The sequence below is a fragment of the Paracoccus sp. PAMC 22219 genome, assembly GCF_000787695.1.
Lineage (GTDB): Bacteria > Pseudomonadota > Alphaproteobacteria > Rhodobacterales > Rhodobacteraceae > Paracoccus.
In genome coordinates this window covers 15,535-33,834 of sequence record NZ_BBPH01000003.1, presented here as the reverse complement: position 1 = coordinate 33,834, position 18,300 = coordinate 15,535, and the positions used below count along the sequence as shown (strand labels likewise).

The following is an 18,300-nucleotide window of genomic DNA, read 5'->3' as shown; positions in this document are numbered from 1 at the left end:
ACCCGCCGAACAGGTCGACCGCCAGATCCGCGGCCTGTCGCCGTTTCCGGGGGCGTGGTGCATGGTCGGTGATGAACGGGTGAAACTGCTGGCCAGCAGCGTCGCGCAGGGTCAGGGGGCGCCGGGAACGGTCCTGCCCGATTTCACCATCGCCTGCGGCACCGGGGCGGTGCGCATCGCGCTGGCACAGCGGGCGGGCAAGAAACCGATGGCCCCCGCCGACCTGCTGCGCGGTGGGCGCTGCCCCCGCGGTTGGGCTAGGGGCGCGTCAGCGCCCCGTCGCGCCCGGGTGGCGGTGGGGGCCTTGCCCCTCACCCGGCGGGCGCGACCGCCATCGCGGGACGCAGGCCGCGCCCCGCGTGATGCTCAGATCGCGCCGTGACAGTGCTTGAACTTCTTGCCCGAGCCGCAGGGGCACGGGTCGTTGCGCGCAGGCATTCCCCAGGTCGAGGGGTCGGCCTCGTCGAACCCCGGACGCGGGGCGGCGGGACCTTCGACGGCAGGGGCGGGCGGGGCGGCTTCGGCTTCCGCCGACGCCTCCTCTTGGACCTGCTGCTGCTGGCGGGTCATCTGCGCCGCCATTTCGTCGCGCTCTGCCTGGGTCAGCGGCCGGATCTGCGCCAGCCGTTGCGTCACGTCGAAGCGCAGACCGTCCAGCAGCGTCTCGAACAGCTGGAACCCTTCCGTCTTGTATTCCGACAGCGGGTCGCGCTGCGCATAGCCGCGGAATCCCACGACCGACCGCAGGTGGTCCAGCGTCATCAGATGCTCGCGCCATTTCTGGTCGATCTGCTGCAACAGGACCTGCTTCTCGATCTGCACCATCGTCTCGGGGCCAAAGGCCGCGGCCTTGTCAGCCATATAGGTGTCGCTGGCCGCGGTGATCCGCTCGCGCATCGCGTCATGGTCCACGCCATCCTCGGCCGCCCAATCCGCCACCGGCAGGTTCAGGTTCAGACGCTCGCGGACCGATGTCTTCAGCCCCTCGGTGTCCCACTGCTCGGGATAGCTGCGGGGCGGCATGTGGTCGTCGATCAGGTCCTCGATCACCTGGTGACGCATATCGGCGGTGATCTCTCCGACCTCGTCGCTGTCCATGATCTCGCGGCGCTGGCCAAAGATCGCCTTGCGCTGGTCGTTCATCACGTCGTCGAACTTCAGCAGCTGCTTGCGGATGTCGAAGTTGCGCCCCTCGACCTTGGCCTGGGCGCGTTCCAGCGACTTGTTCACCCACGGGTGGATGATCGCCTCGCCCTCCTTCATGCCAAGTGTCGACAGGACCTTGTCCAGACGCTCGGACCCAAAGATCCGCATCAGGTCGTCGTCCAGCGACAGGAAGAACAGCGAACGTCCCGGATCGCCCTGACGGCCCGACCGGCCGCGCAGCTGGTTGTCGATCCGGCGGCTTTCATGGCGTTCGGTGCCCAGCACGAACAGACCGCCCGCGGCCAGGACCTTTTCCCTTTCGCCGGCATGCTCCGCCTCGATCCGGGCGCGCAGTTCGTCGGGGTTGGCGTCGGGATCGGCCTTCAGGGCCTCCATCACCTTCATCTCGACGTTGCCGCCAAGCTGGATGTCGGTGCCGCGACCGGCCATGTTGGTGGCAATGGTCACCGCGCCGACCTTGCCGGCATCGGCCACGATCTGGGCCTCGGCCTCGTGCTGTCGGGCGTTCAGGACGTTGTGGGGCACGCCGTCCTTCTTCAGCATCTCGGACAGCAGCTCCGATTTCTCGATGCTGGTGGTGCCGACCAAGATGGGTTGCCCTTTCGCATGGGCCTCCTTGATCGCCTCGACGACGGCCGCGTTCTTTTCGACCGCGGTGCGATAGACGCGGTCATGGTCGTCGATGCGCGCGATGCCGCGGTTGGTCGGAACCTCGACCACGCCCAGCTTGTAGATCTCGGCGAACTCCTCGGCCTCGGTGGATGCCGTGCCGGTCATGCCGGCCAGGCGCCCGTACAGGCGGAAATAGTTCTGGAAGGTGACCGATGCCAGCGTCACGTTCTCGGGCTGGATCTCGACGCCTTCCTTGGCCTCGATCGCCTGGTGCAGGCCGTCCGACAGGCGGCGGCCCTTCATCATGCGGCCGGTGAATTCGTCGATCAGCATCACCTCGCCGTCGCGCACCATGTAATGCTGGTCCTTCAGGAACAGCTTGTGCGCGCGCAGGGCCTGGCTGGCATGGTGGACGATGGTGGTCGATTCCGGATCATACAGGGTCTGCCCCTCGGGCAGGACGCCGTCGGCCTGCAGGCGCGTCTCCAGGAACTCGTTGCCGTCCTCGGTGAAGGTCGCGTTGCGGGCCTTCTCGTCCAGCTTGTAATGCTCGTCGGTCAGCAGCGGAACATAGGCATCCAGGATGCGGTACAATTCGCTGCGGTCCTGCGACGGCCCGCTGATGATCAGGGGCGTGCGGGCCTCGTCGATCAGGATGCTGTCGACCTCGTCCACGATGGCAAAGTTGTGACCGCGCTGGACCATCTCGGCCACGCTGCCCTTCATGTTGTCGCGCAGATAGTCGAAGCCCAGCTCGTTGTTGGTGGCATAGGTCACGTCGCAGGCATAGGCCTCGCGCTTTTCGCCCTCGGGCTGAAACGGCACGACCACGCCGCAGGACATGCCCAGCTGGGCATAGACCTTGGACATCCATTCGGCATCGCGTTTCGCCAGATAGTCGTTGACGGTGACGACATGCACGCCCTTGCCCGACAGTGCGTTCAGGTACGCGGGGAAGGTGGCGACCAGGGTCTTGCCCTCGCCGGTCTTCATCTCGGCGATGTTGCCCTGGTGCAGGAAGATCCCGCCCATCAGCTGCACGTCGAAGGCCCGCAGGCCAAGCGCGCGGCGTGCGCCCTCGCGGCAGTTGGCGAATGCCTCGGGCAGGATGTCGTCCAGCGATTCGCCCCCCGCCACGCGGGTCTTGAATTCGGCGGTCTTGTCGACCAGCCCCTGATCGGACAATGCCTTGAAGCTGTCCTCAAGGGCGGTGATGCGCGCGACCAGCGCCCGCGTGCCCTTGACCTTGCGGTCATTGGGCGTGCCAAAGACCATCTTCGCCAGATTACCGATCATGTTACCTTCGCCATCACGTTGTCGGGAAGGGACGTCACCTGCGGCCCACTTGCCCGCGCCGGTCGCATTGCCGTATCAGGGGCGTTGAACGAACGCGGCGGCGGCGCCTTCCACGGAGTTGGCTTGGATGTAGGCGCAGCCCACCTGACTGTCAATGTTGGCCCGGCCCCCGCGGGGGGTGCGCGCCGTGAAAGGACCCATCCCCATGACCCGATCGACTTTGCTGGCCGCCGCCGTGCTGGCCGCCGTTTCCGCCCCCGCCATGGCGCAGGATGCCGACCAGGTGGTCGCCACCGTCAACGGCCAGGAGATCACCCTTGGCCAGATGATCGTCATGAAGCAGTCGATCCAGGACCCGTCCATGGCCGAGATGCCCGACCAGGCGCTGTGGGACGTGATGCTGGACCAGCTGATCCGCCAGACCGCCGTGGCCGAATCCGCCGAGGACACCGCGGGCGTGCGCGCCCAGCTGGAGCTGCAGCGGCGCAACACGCTGGCCTCGGCCGCGGTCAGCCAGATCGCCCAGGCAGAGCCCACCGAGGAGGAGCTGCAGGCCAGCTATGACCGCCTGTTCGCCGAAGCGGGCAGCGTGACGGAATACAACGCCGCCCATATCCTGGTCGAGACCCAGGAGAAGGCCGCCGAACTGAAGGCAGAGGTCGATGGCGGCGCCGATTTCGGCGACGTGGCCGAGGCGAACTCGACCGGGCCGTCGGGTCCGAACAAGGGCGACCTGGGTTGGTTCGCCGCCGACCAGATGGTGCCGCCCTTTGCCGAGGCCGTCGCCGCGCTGGAGCCCGGCCAGATCAGCGAACCGGTCGAGACCGAATTCGGCTGGCACGTCATCAAGCTGAACGAGACCCGCCTGCGCGAGGCGCCCCCCCTGGCCGAGGTCCGTGACCAGATCAGCCAGATGGTCCTGCGCGAAAAGGTCGAGGCCCAGATCCAAAGCCTGGTGACCGCCGCCGACGTGCAGAAGACCGAGGGCGTCGATCCCGCCCAGCTGAACGCCACCGACCTGCTGGAGGCCGAGTGATGGGAAAGGCGGGTCTGCCCGTCTCTCCGCTGGCGCCCGCGCGGTTTCCCGACCTGCCGGTGATCGCGGGCGTCGATTTCGCCAGCGCGGCCGCCGGGATCAAGTATCAGGGCCGCAGCGACGTCACGCTGATCCGCATCGCGCCGGGCAGCACGGTGGCCGGGGCCTTTACCCGGTCATCCACGCGCGCGGCCTGCATCCTGGACAACCAGGCCAAGCTGGCGCAGGGGGGCGACGCGCCGGACGGTGCGGCGATCCTGATCAATTCCGGAAACGCCAACGCCTTTACGGGCGCACGGGGCCAGCAATCGGTCGATGCCGTCTGCGCGGCCGTCGCGGGCGCGCTGGACCTGCCGCAGGGGCGGGTGTTCACCTCGTCGACCGGCGTGATCGGAGAGCCGCTGCCGCATGAGCGGATCGTGGCCATCGTGGGCGATCTGGCGCGCGGCCTGGACGCGGGCGGGGTGGCCGATGCGGCCCGCGCCATCATGACCACCGACACCTTCCCCAAGGGCGCGTCCGCGACCCTGGCCGACGGCACCCGCATCGCCGGCATCGCCAAGGGGTCCGGGATGATCGCGCCCGACATGGCCACGATGCTGGTCTATCTGTTCACCGATGCCACGGTGCCCGCAGGCGTGCTGCAACAGGCGCTGGCCTCGGGGCTGGACGCGACCTTCAACGCGATCACCGTGGACAGCGACACGTCCACCTCGGACGCGCTGATCCTGGCCGCGACGGGGCAGGGGGCGGGTGCGCCGGTCACCGATCTGGACAGCCCGGCGGGCCGCGATTTCGTGACCGCGCTGCATGGCGTGATGCGGGATCTGGCCCATCAGGTCGTTCGCGACGGCGAGGGTGCGACCAAGTTCGTCGAGGTCGCCGTGACCGGGGCCGTGGACGATGCCGACGCGCATCGCGTGGCCATGTCCATCGCCAATTCGCCGCTGGTCAAGACCGCCATCGCCGGACAGGACGCCAACTGGGGCCGCATCGTGGCCGCGGTGGGCAAGTCCGGCGCGCAGGCCGATCGGGACCGCCTGCGGATCGCGTTCGGGGACATGGTCGTGGCGCGCGACGGCTGGCGCGACCCGGACTATGACGAGGCCGCGGCCAGCGCCTACATGCAGGGCCAGGACCTGCGGATCGGCGTCGATCTGGGCCTGGGGCAGGGCGCGCGGACGGTGTGGACCTGCGATCTGACGCATGGCTATATCGACATCAATGCGGATTACCGGTCGTGAAGACCGTCCTGGTGTCCGCCGTGGCACTGATCGATCCCGACGGGCGCGTGCTTCTGGCACAGCGCCCGCCGGGCAAGTCCATGGCCGGCCTGTGGGAGTTTCCGGGCGGCAAGGTCGAACCCGGAGAGACCCCCGAGGCCGCACTGATCCGCGAGCTGGAGGAGGAGCTGGGCATCCTGACCTGGAACAGCTGCCTGGCGCCGCTGACCTTTGCCAGCCACGCCTATGACACTTTCCACCTGCTGATGCCGGTGTTCGCCTGCCGGCGCTGGCAGGGAATCGTCCAGCCGCGCGAGGGGCAGCAGCTGTCTTGGGTCAGGGCCCGCGATTTGCGCGATTACCCCATGCCCGCAGCCGACATTCCCCTGATCCCGGCCCTGCAGATGTGGCTATAGTGTCGCAAATTTGAGGGATCCGGTTGCATTGTTGCTGAAAAAAGTCGTAGATGATCAAGTTGCGAACGATTTTTTAACCATTTCATGACTAACTTTGTTCAGGGCAAAGAGGAGGCTTGACATGATTCGCACTATTTCCGTCGGCAGCTACATCTCGATCCAGGGATTGTTCGAGGGTTCGACCCCGGACGGCAACATCCTTGTCCGCGTCGGCAACCGCACCTTCGAGGGCAAGCCGGTCGGCCACTGACCGTTCCGGCGCAAGGGGGAGCGTTGCGCCAAGGAACCGCATGAATACCGGGGGTGGTCCGAAAGGATCGCTCCCTTTTTCATGCCGACGTCACGGCGCCGGCATCCGGAACGCAAAAAGCCGGGCGATCGGATCGCCCGGCTTTCGCATGATCGTGACGACCGCTTACAGCGAGCGTTCGACCTCTTCGCGTTCGAAGATCTCGATGACATCGCCGGGGCGGATGTCGTCGTAATTCTCGAAGGCCATACCGCATTCCTGGCCGGACTGGACGTCCTTGACCTCGTCCTTGAAGCGCTTGAGCGTCTTCAGCGTGCCCTCGTGGATGACCACGTTGTCGCGCAGCAGGCGGACGCCGGCCGAACGACGGGCCACGCCCTCGGTCACCAGACAGCCTGCGACGTTGCCGACGCCCGTGACCCGGAACACTTCCTTGATGGTCGCGTAACCGATGAAGTTCTCGCGGATCTCGTTGGACAGCATGCCCGATGCGGCAGCCTTGATGTCGTCAAGCAGGTTATAGATGATCGAGTAGTAGCGGATCTCGACACCCTTCTGGTTGGCGGCATTGCGAGCGGGCGCGTTGGCACGGACGTTGAAGCCAATGACCGGGGCACCCGACGCTTCGGCCAGGCCGATGTCGGATTCGGTGATCGCACCCACGCCGTAATGCAGCACACGCACGCGGACCTCGTCGTTGCCGACCTTTTCCAGGGCCTGCACGATGGCTTCCGCCGAACCCTGCACGTCGGCCTTGAGGACGACCGCCAGTTCGGACACGTTCACGTCCGCCTTGGCCTTGGCCATCATCTGTTCCAGCGTGGTCGAGGCACCGGCTGCGGCGCGCTTGTCCTTGGTCTGCTGGGCGCGGAACTCGGCGATCTCGCGGGCTTGCGCCTCGGTCTCGACCACGTTCAGCACGTCGCCGGCCTCGGGGGTGCCGTTCAGGCCCAGAACCTCGACCGGGACGGACGGGCCGGCCTCTTCGACGCGGTCACCCTTGTCGTTGATCAGCGCACGGACCTTGCCCCACTGTTCGCCGACGACAAAGATGTCGCCGCGACGCAGGGTGCCGTGCTGGACCAGGACGGTGGCCACGGGGCCGCGTCCGACATCCAGCTGCGCCTCGATCACCGCGCCTTGGGCGGCGCGCTTGGGGTTGGCCTTGAGTTCCAGGAACTCGGCCTGCAGCGCGATGGCTTCCAGCAGGTTGTCCAGGCCCAGGCCGGTCTTGGCCGAAACCTCGACGTCCTGCACGTCGCCCGACATGGCCTCGACGACCACCTCGTGTTGCAGCAGGTCGGTGCGGACCTTCTGGGGATCGGCCGAATGCTTGTCGATCTTGTTGATCGCCACGATCATCGGGACGCCCGCCGCCTTGGCGTGGTTGATCGCCTCGATGGTCTGCGGCATGACCGCGTCATCCGCGGCCACGACCAGCACGACGATGTCCGTCACCTGCGCGCCACGGGCGCGCATCGAGGTGAAGGCCGCGTGGCCGGGCGTGTCCAGGAAGGACAAGACGGCACCGCTGTCGGTCGTCACCTGATAGGCGCCGATATGCTGGGTGATGCCACCGGCCTCGCCCGACACGACGGATGCCTTGCGGATCGCGTCCAGCAGCGAGGTCTTGCCGTGGTCCACGTGACCCATGATCGTGATGATCGGGGGACGGGTGACCATGTCCTCGTCGCGGTCGTCGGCCGTGGTGATGACCTGTTCCACGTCGCTGTCGCTGACGCGCAGGACCTTGTGGCCGAATTCCTCGATCACCAGCTCGGCGGTGTCGGCGTCGATGGGCTGGTTGGCCGTGACCATCATGCCCATCTTCATCAGCGACTTGACCACGTCGGCGGCGCGTTCGGTCATGCGGTTGGCCAGCTCCTGGACCACGATGGTCTCGGGCAGGCGCACTTCACGGAACTGCTTTTCGGGACGGGCGGACTGGCCCATCGCCTTCTGGCGGGTGCGTTCCTGCTTGCGCTTCATGGCGGCCATGCTGCGCGGGCGTCCGCCCTCGCCGTTCAGGGCCTGGTTCAGCGACAGCTTGCCGCCGCGACGGTTGTCGTCGGTGGTCTTGGCCTTGGCGGTCTTGTCGCGATCCGTCCGCTCGACGCGGTCGGTCTTGCGGGCCACGCCCGTGGTGACGCCCTTGGTCTCGGCGCGCGAGGCGGCAGCCTCGATCGCGGCCTGATCGGGAGCGTCGGGCTTGGTCTGTCCGGCCGAGGGCTTGGGACGTTCCTGGCGGGGCTCTGCCTTGCGGCGGGCCTCGTCGGCGGCGTCCTGGGCTGCCAGGCTTCGGCCAGGGCCTTGGCCTTGAGGGCTTCCTCGCGCTCGCGCTCCTCGCGGGCCTTCGCCTCAATCTCGGCGCGGCGGCGCTCGCGCTCTTCCTCGCGGGCCTTCTCGTCGGCCAGGCGCTTGGCGGCGTCATCGGCCTCGCGGGCCTTTGCGGCGGCAAGCGCCTTCAGGCGGCGCTCCATCTCGGCATCGGAGATGCCGGCGGGGCGCTTGGAACTGTCGCCGGCCATGCGGGCGGTCAGCGGGTTCTTTTCTTTCTGGGCATCCGTCATCGGCGCGGCTGCCTTGGGCACCACGACGCGCTTGCGCTTGGTTTCGACGACGACGCTTTTGGTGCGACCGTGGCTGAAGCTTTGCTTGACTGCGCCGGGGCGATTGCCGCCACCAAGGCCCAGGGGGGTTTTTCCGTCTTTGTCGCTCATCTGCGTCTTCATTCCTTCCCGACGGCCGTATTGCCGTCGTCATGCCCGCGCAGACCCGTTAGTCTGCCGGCTTCCAAGATCACCTTGTCCGTCAGGCCACCCTTCGCAAGCGCGCCGTGTATGACATGACTGCGCCCAAAGGACAAACCCAATTCTGATGCGGTCAGGCAACCGAACCAGCGTCCGCCGGTCGGCGTCCACAGCTTGCCCTTGCCGCGTTCCGAGCCGTCGCTGGCCTGCAGCAGCACCTTTGCGCGCCCCTCGGCCAGCCAGCCCTTGACCTTTTCGAACCCCGCCACCGCGCGGCCCGATTTCCGCGTCAGCGACACCAGATCGACCAGTCTGCGGGCCACGCCCGCCTCGACCAGGTCGGCCAGGTCGGGGGCGGCCTGGACCGGCGCCTTGGCGGCGCGGGAAAACAGTCCCTTGGTCACCGCCTTGTTCAGGGCCGCCTTGTCGGCGGCGACCCAGATGCCGCGACCGGGCAGCTTTTCCGCCAGATCCGGCACGACCTGCCCGTCGGGGCCGATCACGAAACGGATCAGCCCCCGCTTGGGTTGCACCTCGCCGGTGGCGATGCACCGGCGTTCCGGGTCGTCGTCCCGGTCCTTGTCATGTCCACCACGGCTCAATCTGTGTTCCGATCCGGGGCGATCAGGCCCCGGCCTCCTCGTTGTCGTCATCGTCCTGCAGGTCGTCTTCCGCGTCCGTGCCGTCCATTTCGGTCGGGTCGACCCAGCCCAGCATGACGCGCGCGGTCATGACCATGGTCTGGGCATCTTCCAGCGACACGCCATAGGGTTCCAGCAGGCCTTCGTCCTTGACGCGGGCGCCGTTGACGGTGGTCCAGCCACCGGCCAGTTCCCAGTCCGCGCAGGTCGCGAAATCTTCCAGCGTCTTGACGTCGTCCTTGGCCAGCGCCTCTACCATCTGGGGAGTGAGACCCTCGAATTCAATGAGGCTGTCCTCGGCGCCCAAGGCACGCGCGGCGTCCAGGGCGGCCTTGTTCTTGGCCTCCAGCACGTCGCGGGCACGGGCCTGCAGCTCGGCGGCGGTGTCGGCATCGACCCCGTCGATCGTCAGCAGCTCGTCCTGGTCGACATAGGCGACCTCCTCCAGGTTGGTGAACCCTTCGGCCACCAGCAGCTGGGCGAAGAACTCGTCCAGGTCCAGCTGTTCCATGAACAGCGCGGTGCGGGAGTTGAACTCTGCCTGGCGACGCTTGGATTCCTCCTCGTCGGTCAGGATGTCGATGTCCAGGCCGGTCAGCTGGCTGGCCAGACGCACGTTCTGACCGCGACGGCCGATGGCCAGCGACAGCTGCTCGTCGGGGACGACGACCTCGATCTTGTTGGCCTCCTCGTCGAACACGACCTTGCTGACCTCGGCGGGCTGCAGGGCGTTGACCAGGAAGGTGGCCTGATCCTCGTTCCACGGGATGATGTCGATCTTTTCACCCTGCAGTTCGCCGACGACGGCCTGCACGCGGCTGCCGCGCATGCCGACGCAGGCGCCGACCGGGTCGATGCTGCTGTCATGGCTGATCACGGCGATCTTGGCGCGCGAACCGGGGTCGCGGGCAACGGCCTTGATCTCGATCACGCCGTCATAGATCTCGGGGACTTCCATCTTGAACAGCTCGGCCATGAACTGCGGATCGGTGCGCGACAGGAAGATCTGCGGTCCGCGCGTCTCGCGGCGCACGTCCTTGATATAGGCGCGGATCCGGTCGTTCGGGCGATAGCTTTCGCGGCCGATCTTCTCGTTGCGGCGCAGGATCGCCTCTCCGCGGCCCACATCGACGATGATGTTGCCGTATTCCTCGCGCTTGACGACACCGTTGATGATGGTGCCGGCGCGATCCTTGAATTCCTCGTACTGGCGGTCGCGCTCTGCCTCGCGGACGCGCTGCAGGATCACCTGCTTGGCGGATTGCGCGGCGATGCGGCCCAGTTCCACGGGCGGGACCTGGTCGATGATCTCGTCGCCGATCTGGGGGTTGTCCAGATAGGGTTTCGCCTGCTCGACCGTGACCTCGGCCTGATAGTTCTCGACGGCGTCGTCGGCCACGACCGTGCGCACGCGGGTGAAGCTGGCATTGCCGGTCTTGCGGTCGATCTTGACCCGGATGTCCATCTCGGCGCCGTAGCGGGACTTGGCGGCGCGGGCCAGGCTGTCTTCCATCGCTTCGATGACCAGCTCGGGCTCGATCATCTTCTCGCGGGCGACGGCTTCGGCCGTCTGCAGCAGTTCAAGCTGGTTGGCAGAGGTGATCGCCATCACTCACTCCTTGGGTTGCGCGGCGGTGGCGCCGTCATCATCGGTTTCGATCTCGTCGAAGGCGGTTTCGTCCAGGTTGTCGATCTCGACCCCGGCTTCCTTCTTCTGACGCAGCATTTCCTTGATCAGCTCGTCCGTCAGGACCAGCTTCGCGTCCGACAGCAGGTCGAACTCCAGTCCGATCGTGTGGGTCTGGCCCTGGTCCTCGATGTTGATCAGCACCTCGGTGCCCTCGACGCCGGCCAGCAGGCCCTTGAATTTCTTGCGCCCGTCGATGGCCTGGTTCAGGTCCAGACGCGCCTCGTAGCCCTCGAAGGACACGAAATCCTTCAGGCGGGTCAGGGGGCGGTCGATGCCGGGGCTGGACACCTCGAGGTGATAGTTGTCCTCGATCGGGTCCTCGACATCCAGCGACGCGCTGACCGCGGTCGAGATCTGGGCGCAATCGTCGACGTTGATGCCGCCCTCGGGTCGGTCGGCCATGATCTGCAGCGTGGCGGTCTTGCCGCCCTGCAGGCGGACGCGCACCAGCTCATAGCCCAGATCCTCGATCACCGGGGTGATGATCTCGGCCAGGCGGCGGTCGATCGCGGTCTTGGCGATCAGGTCGTTCGTGACGGGCAGATCGTCGGACATCAGATCCTCTTGGACAGGAAAAAGGGGCCGTCAGCGGGCCCCATGCGGAAGTTCCGGTGGGCAGGGTTTGGACGCCTGCACCGCTGTTGATCGGTCCTATAGCCGGACACGGTCGCGGATGCAAGCAATCTTAGGCGGCGGGCCCCGGCACCGCAGGGTTGTCGCGCCAGATGCGCCAGTTCAGCCCCGACGCGACGCCCAGCCATGCCAGATAGGGCAACAGCATCGCCCCCGCCCGCCAGTCCAGCGACCAGAAGGCCACCGTCATGGCCGCGACCGTCACCAGCAGCGTGGCGATGATGACCATGCCCGTCGCCATCTGCCGCGCCCCGAAGAAGACCGGCGTCCACAGCGTGTTCAGCGCGATCTGCGCCGACCACAGCGCCAGCGCGGGCCCCGCGCCGGGCAGGCCCGCCACCCGCGTCGCGGCCCAGGCCGACAGCAGGTAGATGATCGTCCAGGCCACGGGAAAGGCCCATTTCGGCGGGGTGAAGCCGGGCTTGCGCAGCCCGTCGTACCACGGTCCGGGCTTGAAGATGATGCCGGTCGCGGCGGCGGCCACGCTGGCCAGCAGGAAGATCGGGAAAAGGATCATCGGGGCGCCCTCCGGCTGCGGTCCTCGTCGCGGATGCCGTCCATGACGGCGGCCAGTTCGGCGGTGATGCGGGGTTCGGACAGGGCGTGGCCCGATGCCGGGACCAGCCGCAGTTCGGCCCGGTCCCAGCCCTGGGCCAGCCGGTGCGCGCTGGCGGGCGGGCAGACCATGTCATAGCGGCCCTGCACGATGATCGCCGGCAGGTGCTCGATCCGCGCGCGGTCGCGCAGCAGCTGCCCCTCGTCCAGGAAACAGCCGTTGCTGAAATAGTGATTCTCCAGCCGGGCAAAGGCGCGGGCGTAATCGGCCGGGGCATGGCCCGCGGCCTGCGACTGCAACCCGGCCAGCGCGTTTTCCCACATCAGCCAGGGCTGCGCGAATCGCGCCTGGCGGCCCAGGTCGTCGTCGAAAAGCCGCCGGTGATAGGCCGCGATCATGTCGTGGCGTTCGGATTCGGGGATGGGTTCCTGGAACCGCTCCCACAGGTCGGGAAAGAACCGCGCCGCGCCGCCGCCATAGAACCAGTCCAGTTCGGACCGCATCCCCAGGAACACCCCGCGCAGCACCAGCCCCGTGACATGGTCCGGATGCGCCTGCGCATAGGCCAAGGCCAGCGTGGCCCCCCAGCTGCCCCCGAACAGCAGCCAGCGGTCGATGCCAAGCCGGGCGCGGATCAGGGCGATGTCGTCGATCAGATGCGCGGTGGTGTTGGCCTGCACCGACGCGGTGGGCCGCGACCGCCCGCAGCCGCGCTGGTCGAACAGCACGACGCGGAAATGCTCGGGATCGAAAAAGCGCCGCATGTAGGGGCTGCAGCCGCCGCCGGGGCCGCCATGCAGCACCAGGACGGGCCGCCCCTGGGGGTTGCCGCATTCCTCGGCATACAGGATGTGGCCGTCGCCCACGTCGATCTCGTGGCGGGCAAAGGGTTCGACCGCCGGGTGAAGGCGGCCATGTGACGCGGAGATTTGTCCTGCCAATCGGTCCATCCTGCCACTATAAGCACAGACAACGCCGCCCGCCAGAAGGACCGCCCCCCAATGAGCACCCCCAGCAGCATCGACCAAGCCGAGATCGCCAAGTTCGAGGCGATGGCCGCCGAATGGTGGGACCCCAACGGCAAGTTCCGCCCCCTGCACCTGATGAACCCGCTGCGGCTGGATTACATCCGCGACCAGATCGCCGCCGAATACGGGCGCGACCGGCGCAGCCTGAGGCCGTTTGACGGGCTGCGGGTGCTGGACATCGGCTGCGGCGGCGGGCTGGCCAGCGAACCGATGGCGCGGTTGGGCGCGGACGTGATGGGCGCGGATGCGACGCAGGTGAACATCGGCGTGGCACAGGCCCATGCGGATCAGCAGGGGCTGACGATCGATTATCGCGCCACCACGGCCGAGGCGCTGGTGGCGGCGGGCGAACGGTTCGACGTGGTGCTGGCGCTGGAGATCGTCGAACATGTCGCCGACCCCGCGGCCTTTGTCGCGACCTGCCACGACCTGCTGCGCCCGGGCGGGCTGCTTATCCTGTCGACGCTGAACCGCACCGCGCGCAGTTTCGGTGCCGCGATCATCGGGGCGGAATGGATCATGCGCTGGCTGCCGCGCGGCACGCATGACTGGGCGCGCTTCATCACCCCGGACGAACTGGCCGCACAGGCGCAGGCGGCGGGGCTGATGGTCGCGGACCGCAAGGGGATGGTGTTCAACCCGATCACCTTCGGCTGGTCGATGTCGGACCGGGATCTGGCGGTGAACTATATCATGACGGCGCGCCGGGCTTAGGGTTTCGGCGCGCCTAGGGCTTGGGCGGGTCGGCCTCCAGCCGCAGGCGCAGTTCGCGCAGGACGGGCAGGGCGCCCCGCACCCGCTCGGCGCCGATGTCGCGGACCACGCCCGCGATCAGCGGCATGAAGCCCGCGATGGCCTGATCCCGCGCGGCCCGGCCCGCCGTGCTGATCGACACGAACTTGCGCCGTGCATCGTCCCAATCGGGGCGGATATGGACATGGCCCGCCCATTCCAGCCGCGCCAGCGTGTTGGTCATCGCGCCGCGGGTGATGTGGAACGCTGCCGCAAGCTGGGCGGGGGTGCGTTCCTCGTTCACGTGGGCCAGCAGGTTCAGCACCGAGAAGTGAGAGATCTGCATCCCCTTGGGCAGCGCCTTGCCGATCAGGTTGCGCGACAGCTGTTCGGCGATCAGCACTTCGGCGAACAGGCTTGCGGCCAGCCGGTCGGTGGACCGGCCTTCGGCGGCTTTGTCAGGGTTGGGCACAGGTGTCGTCATGGCCTTCCGGGGCCGCAAAGGGCCTGTCGTGATACAGCGAGGGAATGCGAGACCGTGCCTCATCCACCGCCGAAAGGTCAAGGGTTGCAATGGTGATGCCGGGATCGTCCCCGCCATCGGCCAGCACCCGGCCCCAAGGATCGACGACCAGCGAATGGCCGTGGCTGCGCCGCGCGGGGCGGTCGGGGCTGTGGGCGCGGCATGCGTTCCGCATTGCGCGGGCGCCAGCACAAAGCACCCAGTCTCTATCGCGCGAGCGCGCAGCAGGGGTTCCCAATGCGCGGCCCCCGTCACCGGGTTGAAGGCCGAGGGTACGGTCAGGATGCGCGCGCCCGCCTGTGCCAGCGTCCGGTACAGATGCGGAAAGCGCAGGTCATAGCAGACCGTCATGCCCAGCACCGTCCCCGCCGCAGGGGCCGTGACCGCCCGGTCGCCGGGGCGATAGGCAGCGCTTTCGCGATAGGATTCGGTGTCGCTGATGGTCACGTCAAACATGTGCAGCTTGTCGTAGCGCGCCGCGATGGTGCCGTCGGGGGCGATCAGCAGGCTGCGGTTCGCGAACCGCCCGTCCGCATCGCCGCTGGCCAGCGCCAGCGACCCGACCAGCAGCCAGATGTCCAGCGCCTGCGCCTCGGCCCGCAGGGCGGCAAGGGTGGCGTCCTGATCCTCGGGGCGCAGCAGGGATTTCTGGCGCGCGCGGTCGGGGGACAGCAGGTTCGTGGCCTCGGGCGTCAGGACAAGCCGTGCGCCCCGGCCCGCGGCCTCGCGGATCAGGGCGGTCGTGGGGCCAAGGTTCGCGGCCGGGTCGTCGCCGACCGTCAGCTGGATCAGCCCGACGGTCAGCGCGCCCATCAGGCGGCGCCCTTGAGCAGCGGGTCCAGCTTGCCCGAACGTTCCAGCGCGTACAGGTCGTCGCAGCCGCCGACATGCGTGGTGCCCACGAAGATCTGCGGCACGCTGCGCTTGCCCGCGCGTTTCGTCATCTTGTCGCGAAGCGCCGGATCAGCGCCGACGTCGATTTCCGTATAGGAGGCGCCCTTCTGGTCCAGAAGCTGCTTGGCGCGGATGCAGAAGGGGCAGGTGCGGGTGGTATAGATCTCGATGGTCATGGCGGTCCTTGTTGGTGGCTGCCCTCTATCTAGTGATCCTTGACCGCGCGTGCCAGCACCGCCACCGAAACCGGCCCCGATCCGGCCTGCAACAGCGCCAGCGATGCCGCGTGGATCGTGGCCCCCGACGCCATCACGTCATCGACCAGCATCACCGGCCGCCCCGCCAGCCCCGCCGCGCGCCGCGGATGCACGGCCAGCGCGTCCTGCTGGTTGGCATAGCGGTCGGCCACGCCGCGATGGTCCTGCGCCTGCGTGTGACGCACCCGCACCAGCAGATCGGCCTGGTGATCCAGGCCCAGGGCGCGGGCCACGCGGCCCGACACCTGCGCGGACTGGTTGTACTTGCGTTTCGCCAGACGGCGCAGGTGCAACGGCACCGGGGCCACGATCATGCCGGGCATCGCCAGCGGCGCCGCCGCCCGCGCCAGCCAGGCGGCCATGGGCGGGGCCAGGTCCAGCCGGTCGCCATGCTTCAGCGCCAGGATCAGCTTGCGCGCCGTGCCGCCATAGACCATCGCCGCGCGCCCCGCGACCAGGGCCGCACCGCGCCCAGGCAGTCGTCGCAGACCAGCACCATGTCCGCGCCCGACCCGTCATCGGGCAGCGGCGCGCCGCAGCAATCGCAGCAGGCGCCGGTGATGAAGCTGGCCTCGGGCCAGCAATCGGCGCACAGATGCACGGCACCCGCGCCCCCGTCCGCCACGCCCGCGCCGCAGGACAGGCATTGCGGCGGATAGAACAGCCGCAGCGCGGCTTTCATCGCCCCCGAAAGCACCTTATGTTCCCGTCCCATGAGTGACCCCAGACCCGCCCTGACCGACCGCACCGCCCTGACCCGCCAGCGCAGCCGCGCCGCGCGGCAGGGGATGGTCGACCTGTTCCACCAGATCGCCGCCGACGAGATCCACGATAGGCTTGTCGAGGTTAACAGAACCTTTACGGCCCCCGCATTGGTGACCGGTTTCCCCGACATCTGGGGCCCGCGCTTTCCCGATGCGCGGGTGGTCGCGGACGACCCGGTGCTGGATCTGGAACCCGGCGCGCATGATCTGGTGATCCACGGCCTGTCGCTGCACTGGGCGGACGATCCGGTGGGGCAGATGGTGCAATGCCGACGCGCCCTGCGCGAGGACGGGCTGTTCATCGGCGTGATGTTCGGCGGCCAGACCCTGTCCGAACCCCGCGCCGCCCTGGCCCAGGCCGAGGCCGAGGTCACCGGCGGCCTGTCGCCCCGCATCCTGCCGATGGGAGAGATCCGCGACCTGGGCGGCCTGCTGGGCCGCGCCGGGCTGGCCCTGCCGGTGGCCGACCTGCTGCCGCAGCGCGCCAGCTATCGCGACCTGTTCCATCTGGGCCGCGACCTGCGCGCCATGGGCGAGGGCAACGCGATGGCCGCGCGCCTGCGCAAACCCACGCCGCGCGCCGTGCTGGCCCGCGCCGCCGACCTGCTGGCAATCCACAGCCCCGACCGCGACGATCCGTCCCGTGTCGCCGTCACCTTCGATCTGGTCTTTCTGACGGGCTGGGCGCCCTCGGACAGCCAGCCAAAGCCCCTGCGCCCCGGATCGGCCACCACATCGCTGGCCGATGCGCTGACAAAACTCAGGAAGTCATGATGAGACCCACCCACGCGCCTGCCGACCATCCTGCGGTCAAGCCCGCCAAGACTGGCATCCTGATCGCCAATCTGGGCACGCCGGACGGCTATGACTACTGGTCGATGCGCCGCTATCTGAACGAGTTCCTGTCCGACCGCCGCGTCGTCGACGTGAACCGCCTGATCTGGCAGCCGCTGCTGCAGGGGGTGATCCTGACCAAGCGGCCGTTCAGCTCGGGCAAGAACTACAAGCTGATCTGGAACCACGAGGCGAACGAAAGCCCGCTGCTGACCATCACCAAGGCCCAGACCAAGGCGCTGGCGCAGATGGCGCATGACGAATGGGGCGACCAGGTGATGGTCGATTTCTGCATGCGCTATGGCAACCCGTCGACCGGGGACGTGGTGCGGCGGATGGTCGATGCGGGCTGTCGCCGGATCGTGTTCCTGCCGCTGTATCCGCAATATGCGGGGCCGACCTCGGCCACGGCCAACGACCAGCTGTTCCGCGTCCTGATGAAGGAGACCTGGCAGCCCGCCGTGCGCACGGTCGAGCCCTATGTGAACCGCCCCGACTACATCAAGGCGCTGGCCGACAGCGTGCGCCGCGCGCTGGACGGCAAGGTGCCGAAAAAGCTGGTCGCCAGCTATCACGGGATGCCCAAGCGGTACCTGATGCAGGGCGATCCGTATCACTGCCAGTGCCAGAAGACGTCGCGACTGCTGCGCGAGGAACTGGGCTGGCCCGAGGGGATCATCGACACGACCTTCCAGTCGGTCTTTGGCCGCGAGGAGTGGCTGAAGCCCTATACGGTGGAGCATGTGGCCGAACTGGCCAAGCAGGGGCATACCGACATCGCGGTGATCTCTCCGGCGTTCTCGTCGGACTGCATCGAGACGCTGGAGGAGATCAACGGCGAGATCAAGGAAGCCTTCGAGGAGGCCGGCGGTCACGAATTCCAGTACATCCCCTGCCTGAACGACGATCCGTCCCATATCCGCGTCATGCTGGAGGTGATCCGCGAAAACATCGGCGGGTGGGTCCAGCCGCGCTGACAGGTCCGCGCGGCAGCCCGC

At 67.8% G+C, this 18,300-nt stretch carries 18 protein-coding genes and 3 pseudogenes; 8 read left to right on the top strand and 13 right to left on the bottom strand.

Translation table 11 applies throughout. The features are described from left to right. A pseudogene (locus TY51_RS01320) lies at window positions 1–382 on the top strand (hypothetical protein); the annotation flags it as partial. Here TY51_RS01320 and secA read toward each other — a convergent pair. Next, window positions 367–3,075, bottom strand: coding sequence for a preprotein translocase subunit SecA (gene secA / locus TY51_RS01315; protein WP_042244840.1), 2,709 nt, complete (start codon window positions 3,073–3,075; stop codon window positions 367–369). The pseudogene TY51_RS01320 and the gene secA overlap by 16 nt on opposite strands. 205 nt (window positions 3,076–3,280) lie before the next feature. Here secA and TY51_RS01310 point away from each other — a divergent pair, with 205 nt between their 5' ends. The 4 genes from TY51_RS01310 to TY51_RS23865 all read left to right on the top strand — a co-directional run bounded on the left by TY51_RS01310 (window position 3,281) and on the right by TY51_RS23865 (window position 6,000). Further along, complete coding sequence (locus TY51_RS01310) at window positions 3,281–4,111, top strand: peptidylprolyl isomerase (protein WP_042244837.1); 831 nt, start codon at window positions 3,281–3,283, stop codon at window positions 4,109–4,111. Continuing rightward, complete coding sequence (argJ, locus tag TY51_RS01305) at window positions 4,111–5,355, top strand: bifunctional glutamate N-acetyltransferase/amino-acid acetyltransferase ArgJ (RefSeq protein ID WP_042244835.1); 1,245 nt, start codon at window positions 4,111–4,113, stop codon at window positions 5,353–5,355. The genes TY51_RS01310 and argJ overlap by 1 nt, the downstream gene beginning before the upstream one ends. After that, complete coding sequence (locus TY51_RS01300; protein WP_042244832.1) at window positions 5,352–5,750, top strand: (deoxy)nucleoside triphosphate pyrophosphohydrolase; 399 nt, start codon at window positions 5,352–5,354, stop codon at window positions 5,748–5,750. Before argJ ends, TY51_RS01300 begins: the two co-directional genes overlap by 4 nt. A 121-nt stretch (window positions 5,751–5,871) precedes the next feature. Next, window positions 5,872–6,000, top strand: a complete 129-nt coding sequence (locus TY51_RS23865) for a hypothetical protein (RefSeq protein WP_042244829.1) — start codon at window positions 5,872–5,874, stop codon at window positions 5,998–6,000. A 165-nt stretch (window positions 6,001–6,165) separates the two neighbouring features. Here TY51_RS23865 and infB read toward each other — a convergent pair. The 7 genes and pseudogenes from infB to pip form a co-directional block, all read right to left on the bottom strand. Further along, window positions 6,166–8,109 (bottom strand): annotated as a pseudogene (gene infB, locus TY51_RS01290) (translation initiation factor IF-2); the annotation flags it as partial. Next, a complete protein-coding gene (locus TY51_RS24440) occupies window positions 8,037–8,720 on the bottom strand; it encodes a translation initiation factor IF-2 associated domain-containing protein (protein ID WP_373960197.1) in 684 nt (227 codons plus the stop codon). The pseudogene infB and the gene TY51_RS24440, both read right to left, overlap by 73 nt. Window positions 8,721–8,728: 8 nt before the next feature. After that, a complete protein-coding gene (locus tag TY51_RS01285) occupies window positions 8,729–9,352 on the bottom strand; it encodes an RNA-binding protein (protein WP_042244826.1) in 624 nt (207 codons plus the stop codon). A gap of 22 nt (window positions 9,353–9,374) precedes the next feature. Next, window positions 9,375–11,000, bottom strand: coding sequence for a transcription termination factor NusA (gene nusA, locus TY51_RS01280; protein ID WP_042244823.1), 1,626 nt, complete (start codon window positions 10,998–11,000; stop codon window positions 9,375–9,377). Between the two features lie 3 nt (window positions 11,001–11,003). Next, window positions 11,004–11,636 carry a ribosome maturation factor RimP gene (rimP, locus tag TY51_RS01275; protein WP_042244820.1) on the bottom strand — a complete coding sequence of 211 codons (633 nt, stop codon included), beginning with the start codon at window positions 11,634–11,636 and terminating at the stop codon, window positions 11,004–11,006. A gap of 130 nt (window positions 11,637–11,766) precedes the next feature. After that, window positions 11,767–12,231, bottom strand: coding sequence for a TspO/MBR family protein (locus tag TY51_RS01270; protein WP_197054595.1), 465 nt, complete (start codon window positions 12,229–12,231; stop codon window positions 11,767–11,769). Beyond that, complete coding sequence (gene pip, locus TY51_RS01265; protein ID WP_042244817.1) at window positions 12,228–13,220, bottom strand: prolyl aminopeptidase; 993 nt, start codon at window positions 13,218–13,220, stop codon at window positions 12,228–12,230. Before pip ends, TY51_RS01270 begins: the two co-directional genes overlap by 4 nt. Before the next feature lie 51 nt (window positions 13,221–13,271). Here pip and ubiG point away from each other — a divergent pair, with 51 nt between their 5' ends. Further along, a complete protein-coding gene (gene ubiG / locus TY51_RS01260) occupies window positions 13,272–14,012 on the top strand; it encodes a bifunctional 2-polyprenyl-6-hydroxyphenol methylase/3-demethylubiquinol 3-O-methyltransferase UbiG (protein ID WP_042244815.1) in 741 nt (246 codons plus the stop codon). 13 nt (window positions 14,013–14,025) lie between these two features. On the opposite strand, the gene TY51_RS01255 is transcribed toward ubiG, so the two are convergent. The 5 genes and pseudogenes from TY51_RS01255 to TY51_RS24210 all read right to left on the bottom strand — a co-directional run bounded on the left by TY51_RS01255 (window position 14,026) and on the right by TY51_RS24210 (window position 16,386). Further along, window positions 14,026–14,376 carry a MarR family winged helix-turn-helix transcriptional regulator gene (locus TY51_RS01255; protein ID WP_231558842.1) on the bottom strand — a complete coding sequence of 117 codons (351 nt, stop codon included), beginning with the start codon at window positions 14,374–14,376 and terminating at the stop codon, window positions 14,026–14,028. Between the two features lie 112 nt (window positions 14,377–14,488). Beyond that, window positions 14,489–15,366 (bottom strand): annotated as a pseudogene (locus tag TY51_RS01250) (carbon-nitrogen hydrolase family protein). After that, window positions 15,366–15,623 (bottom strand): glutaredoxin 3, encoded by a 258-nt coding sequence (grxC, locus tag TY51_RS01245; protein WP_042244806.1) that lies wholly within the window; start codon window positions 15,621–15,623, stop codon window positions 15,366–15,368. The pseudogene TY51_RS01250 and the gene grxC overlap by 1 nt, the downstream one beginning before the upstream one ends. 29 nt (window positions 15,624–15,652) lie before the next feature. Continuing rightward, entirely contained in the window at window positions 15,653–16,141 is a 489-nt protein-coding gene (locus TY51_RS01240) for a ComF family protein (protein ID WP_307533810.1), read from the bottom strand. After that, entirely contained in the window at window positions 16,111–16,386 is a 276-nt protein-coding gene (locus TY51_RS24210) for a double zinc ribbon domain-containing protein (RefSeq protein WP_307533808.1), read from the bottom strand. Before TY51_RS24210 ends, TY51_RS01240 begins: the two co-directional genes overlap by 31 nt. A gap of 31 nt (window positions 16,387–16,417) precedes the next feature. Between TY51_RS24210 and TY51_RS01235 the strand changes: the two genes are divergently transcribed. Both TY51_RS01235 and hemH read left to right on the top strand, forming a co-directional pair. Further along, entirely contained in the window at window positions 16,418–17,242 is an 825-nt protein-coding gene (locus tag TY51_RS01235) for an SAM-dependent methyltransferase (protein WP_042244804.1), read from the top strand. Continuing rightward, on the top strand, window positions 17,239–18,279 hold the full coding sequence (gene hemH, locus TY51_RS01230; protein ID WP_042244802.1) for a ferrochelatase: 1,041 nt from the start codon (window positions 17,239–17,241) through the stop codon (window positions 18,277–18,279). Before TY51_RS01235 ends, hemH begins: the two co-directional genes overlap by 4 nt. Window positions 18,280–18,300: the final 21 nt, after the last annotated feature.

Coding starts and splice junctions, on each gene's coding strand:
- secA (WP_042244840.1), bottom strand. CDS start 3,075: ATGATCGGTAATCTGGCGAAGATGGTCTTTGGCACGCCCAATGACCGC.
- TY51_RS01310 (WP_042244837.1), top strand. CDS start 3,281: ATGACCCGATCGACTTTGCTGGCCGCCGCCGTGCTGGCCGCCGTTTCC.
- argJ (WP_042244835.1), top strand. CDS start 4,111: ATGGGAAAGGCGGGTCTGCCCGTCTCTCCGCTGGCGCCCGCGCGGTTT.
- TY51_RS23865 (WP_042244829.1), top strand. CDS start 5,872: ATGATTCGCACTATTTCCGTCGGCAGCTACATCTCGATCCAGGGATTG.
- TY51_RS24440 (WP_373960197.1), bottom strand. CDS start 8,720: ATGAGCGACAAAGACGGAAAAACCCCCCTGGGCCTTGGTGGCGGCAAT.
- nusA (WP_042244823.1), bottom strand. CDS start 11,000: ATGGCGATCACCTCTGCCAACCAGCTTGAACTGCTGCAGACGGCCGAA.
- rimP (WP_042244820.1), bottom strand. CDS start 11,636: ATGTCCGACGATCTGCCCGTCACGAACGACCTGATCGCCAAGACCGCG.
- TY51_RS01270 (WP_197054595.1), bottom strand. CDS start 12,231: ATGATCCTTTTCCCGATCTTCCTGCTGGCCAGCGTGGCCGCCGCCGCG.
- pip (WP_042244817.1), bottom strand. CDS start 13,220: ATGGACCGATTGGCAGGACAAATCTCCGCGTCACATGGCCGCCTTCAC.
- ubiG (WP_042244815.1), top strand. CDS start 13,272: ATGAGCACCCCCAGCAGCATCGACCAAGCCGAGATCGCCAAGTTCGAG.
- TY51_RS01255 (WP_231558842.1), bottom strand. CDS start 14,376: ATGCAGATCTCTCACTTCTCGGTGCTGAACCTGCTGGCCCACGTGAAC.
- grxC (WP_042244806.1), bottom strand. CDS start 15,623: ATGACCATCGAGATCTATACCACCCGCACCTGCCCCTTCTGCATCCGC.
- TY51_RS01240 (WP_307533810.1), bottom strand. CDS start 16,141: ATGGTCTATGGCGGCACGGCGCGCAAGCTGATCCTGGCGCTGAAGCAT.
- TY51_RS24210 (WP_307533808.1), bottom strand. CDS start 16,386: ATGAAAGCCGCGCTGCGGCTGTTCTATCCGCCGCAATGCCTGTCCTGC.
- TY51_RS01235 (WP_042244804.1), top strand. CDS start 16,418: ATGAGTGACCCCAGACCCGCCCTGACCGACCGCACCGCCCTGACCCGC.
- hemH (WP_042244802.1), top strand. CDS start 17,239: ATGATGAGACCCACCCACGCGCCTGCCGACCATCCTGCGGTCAAGCCC.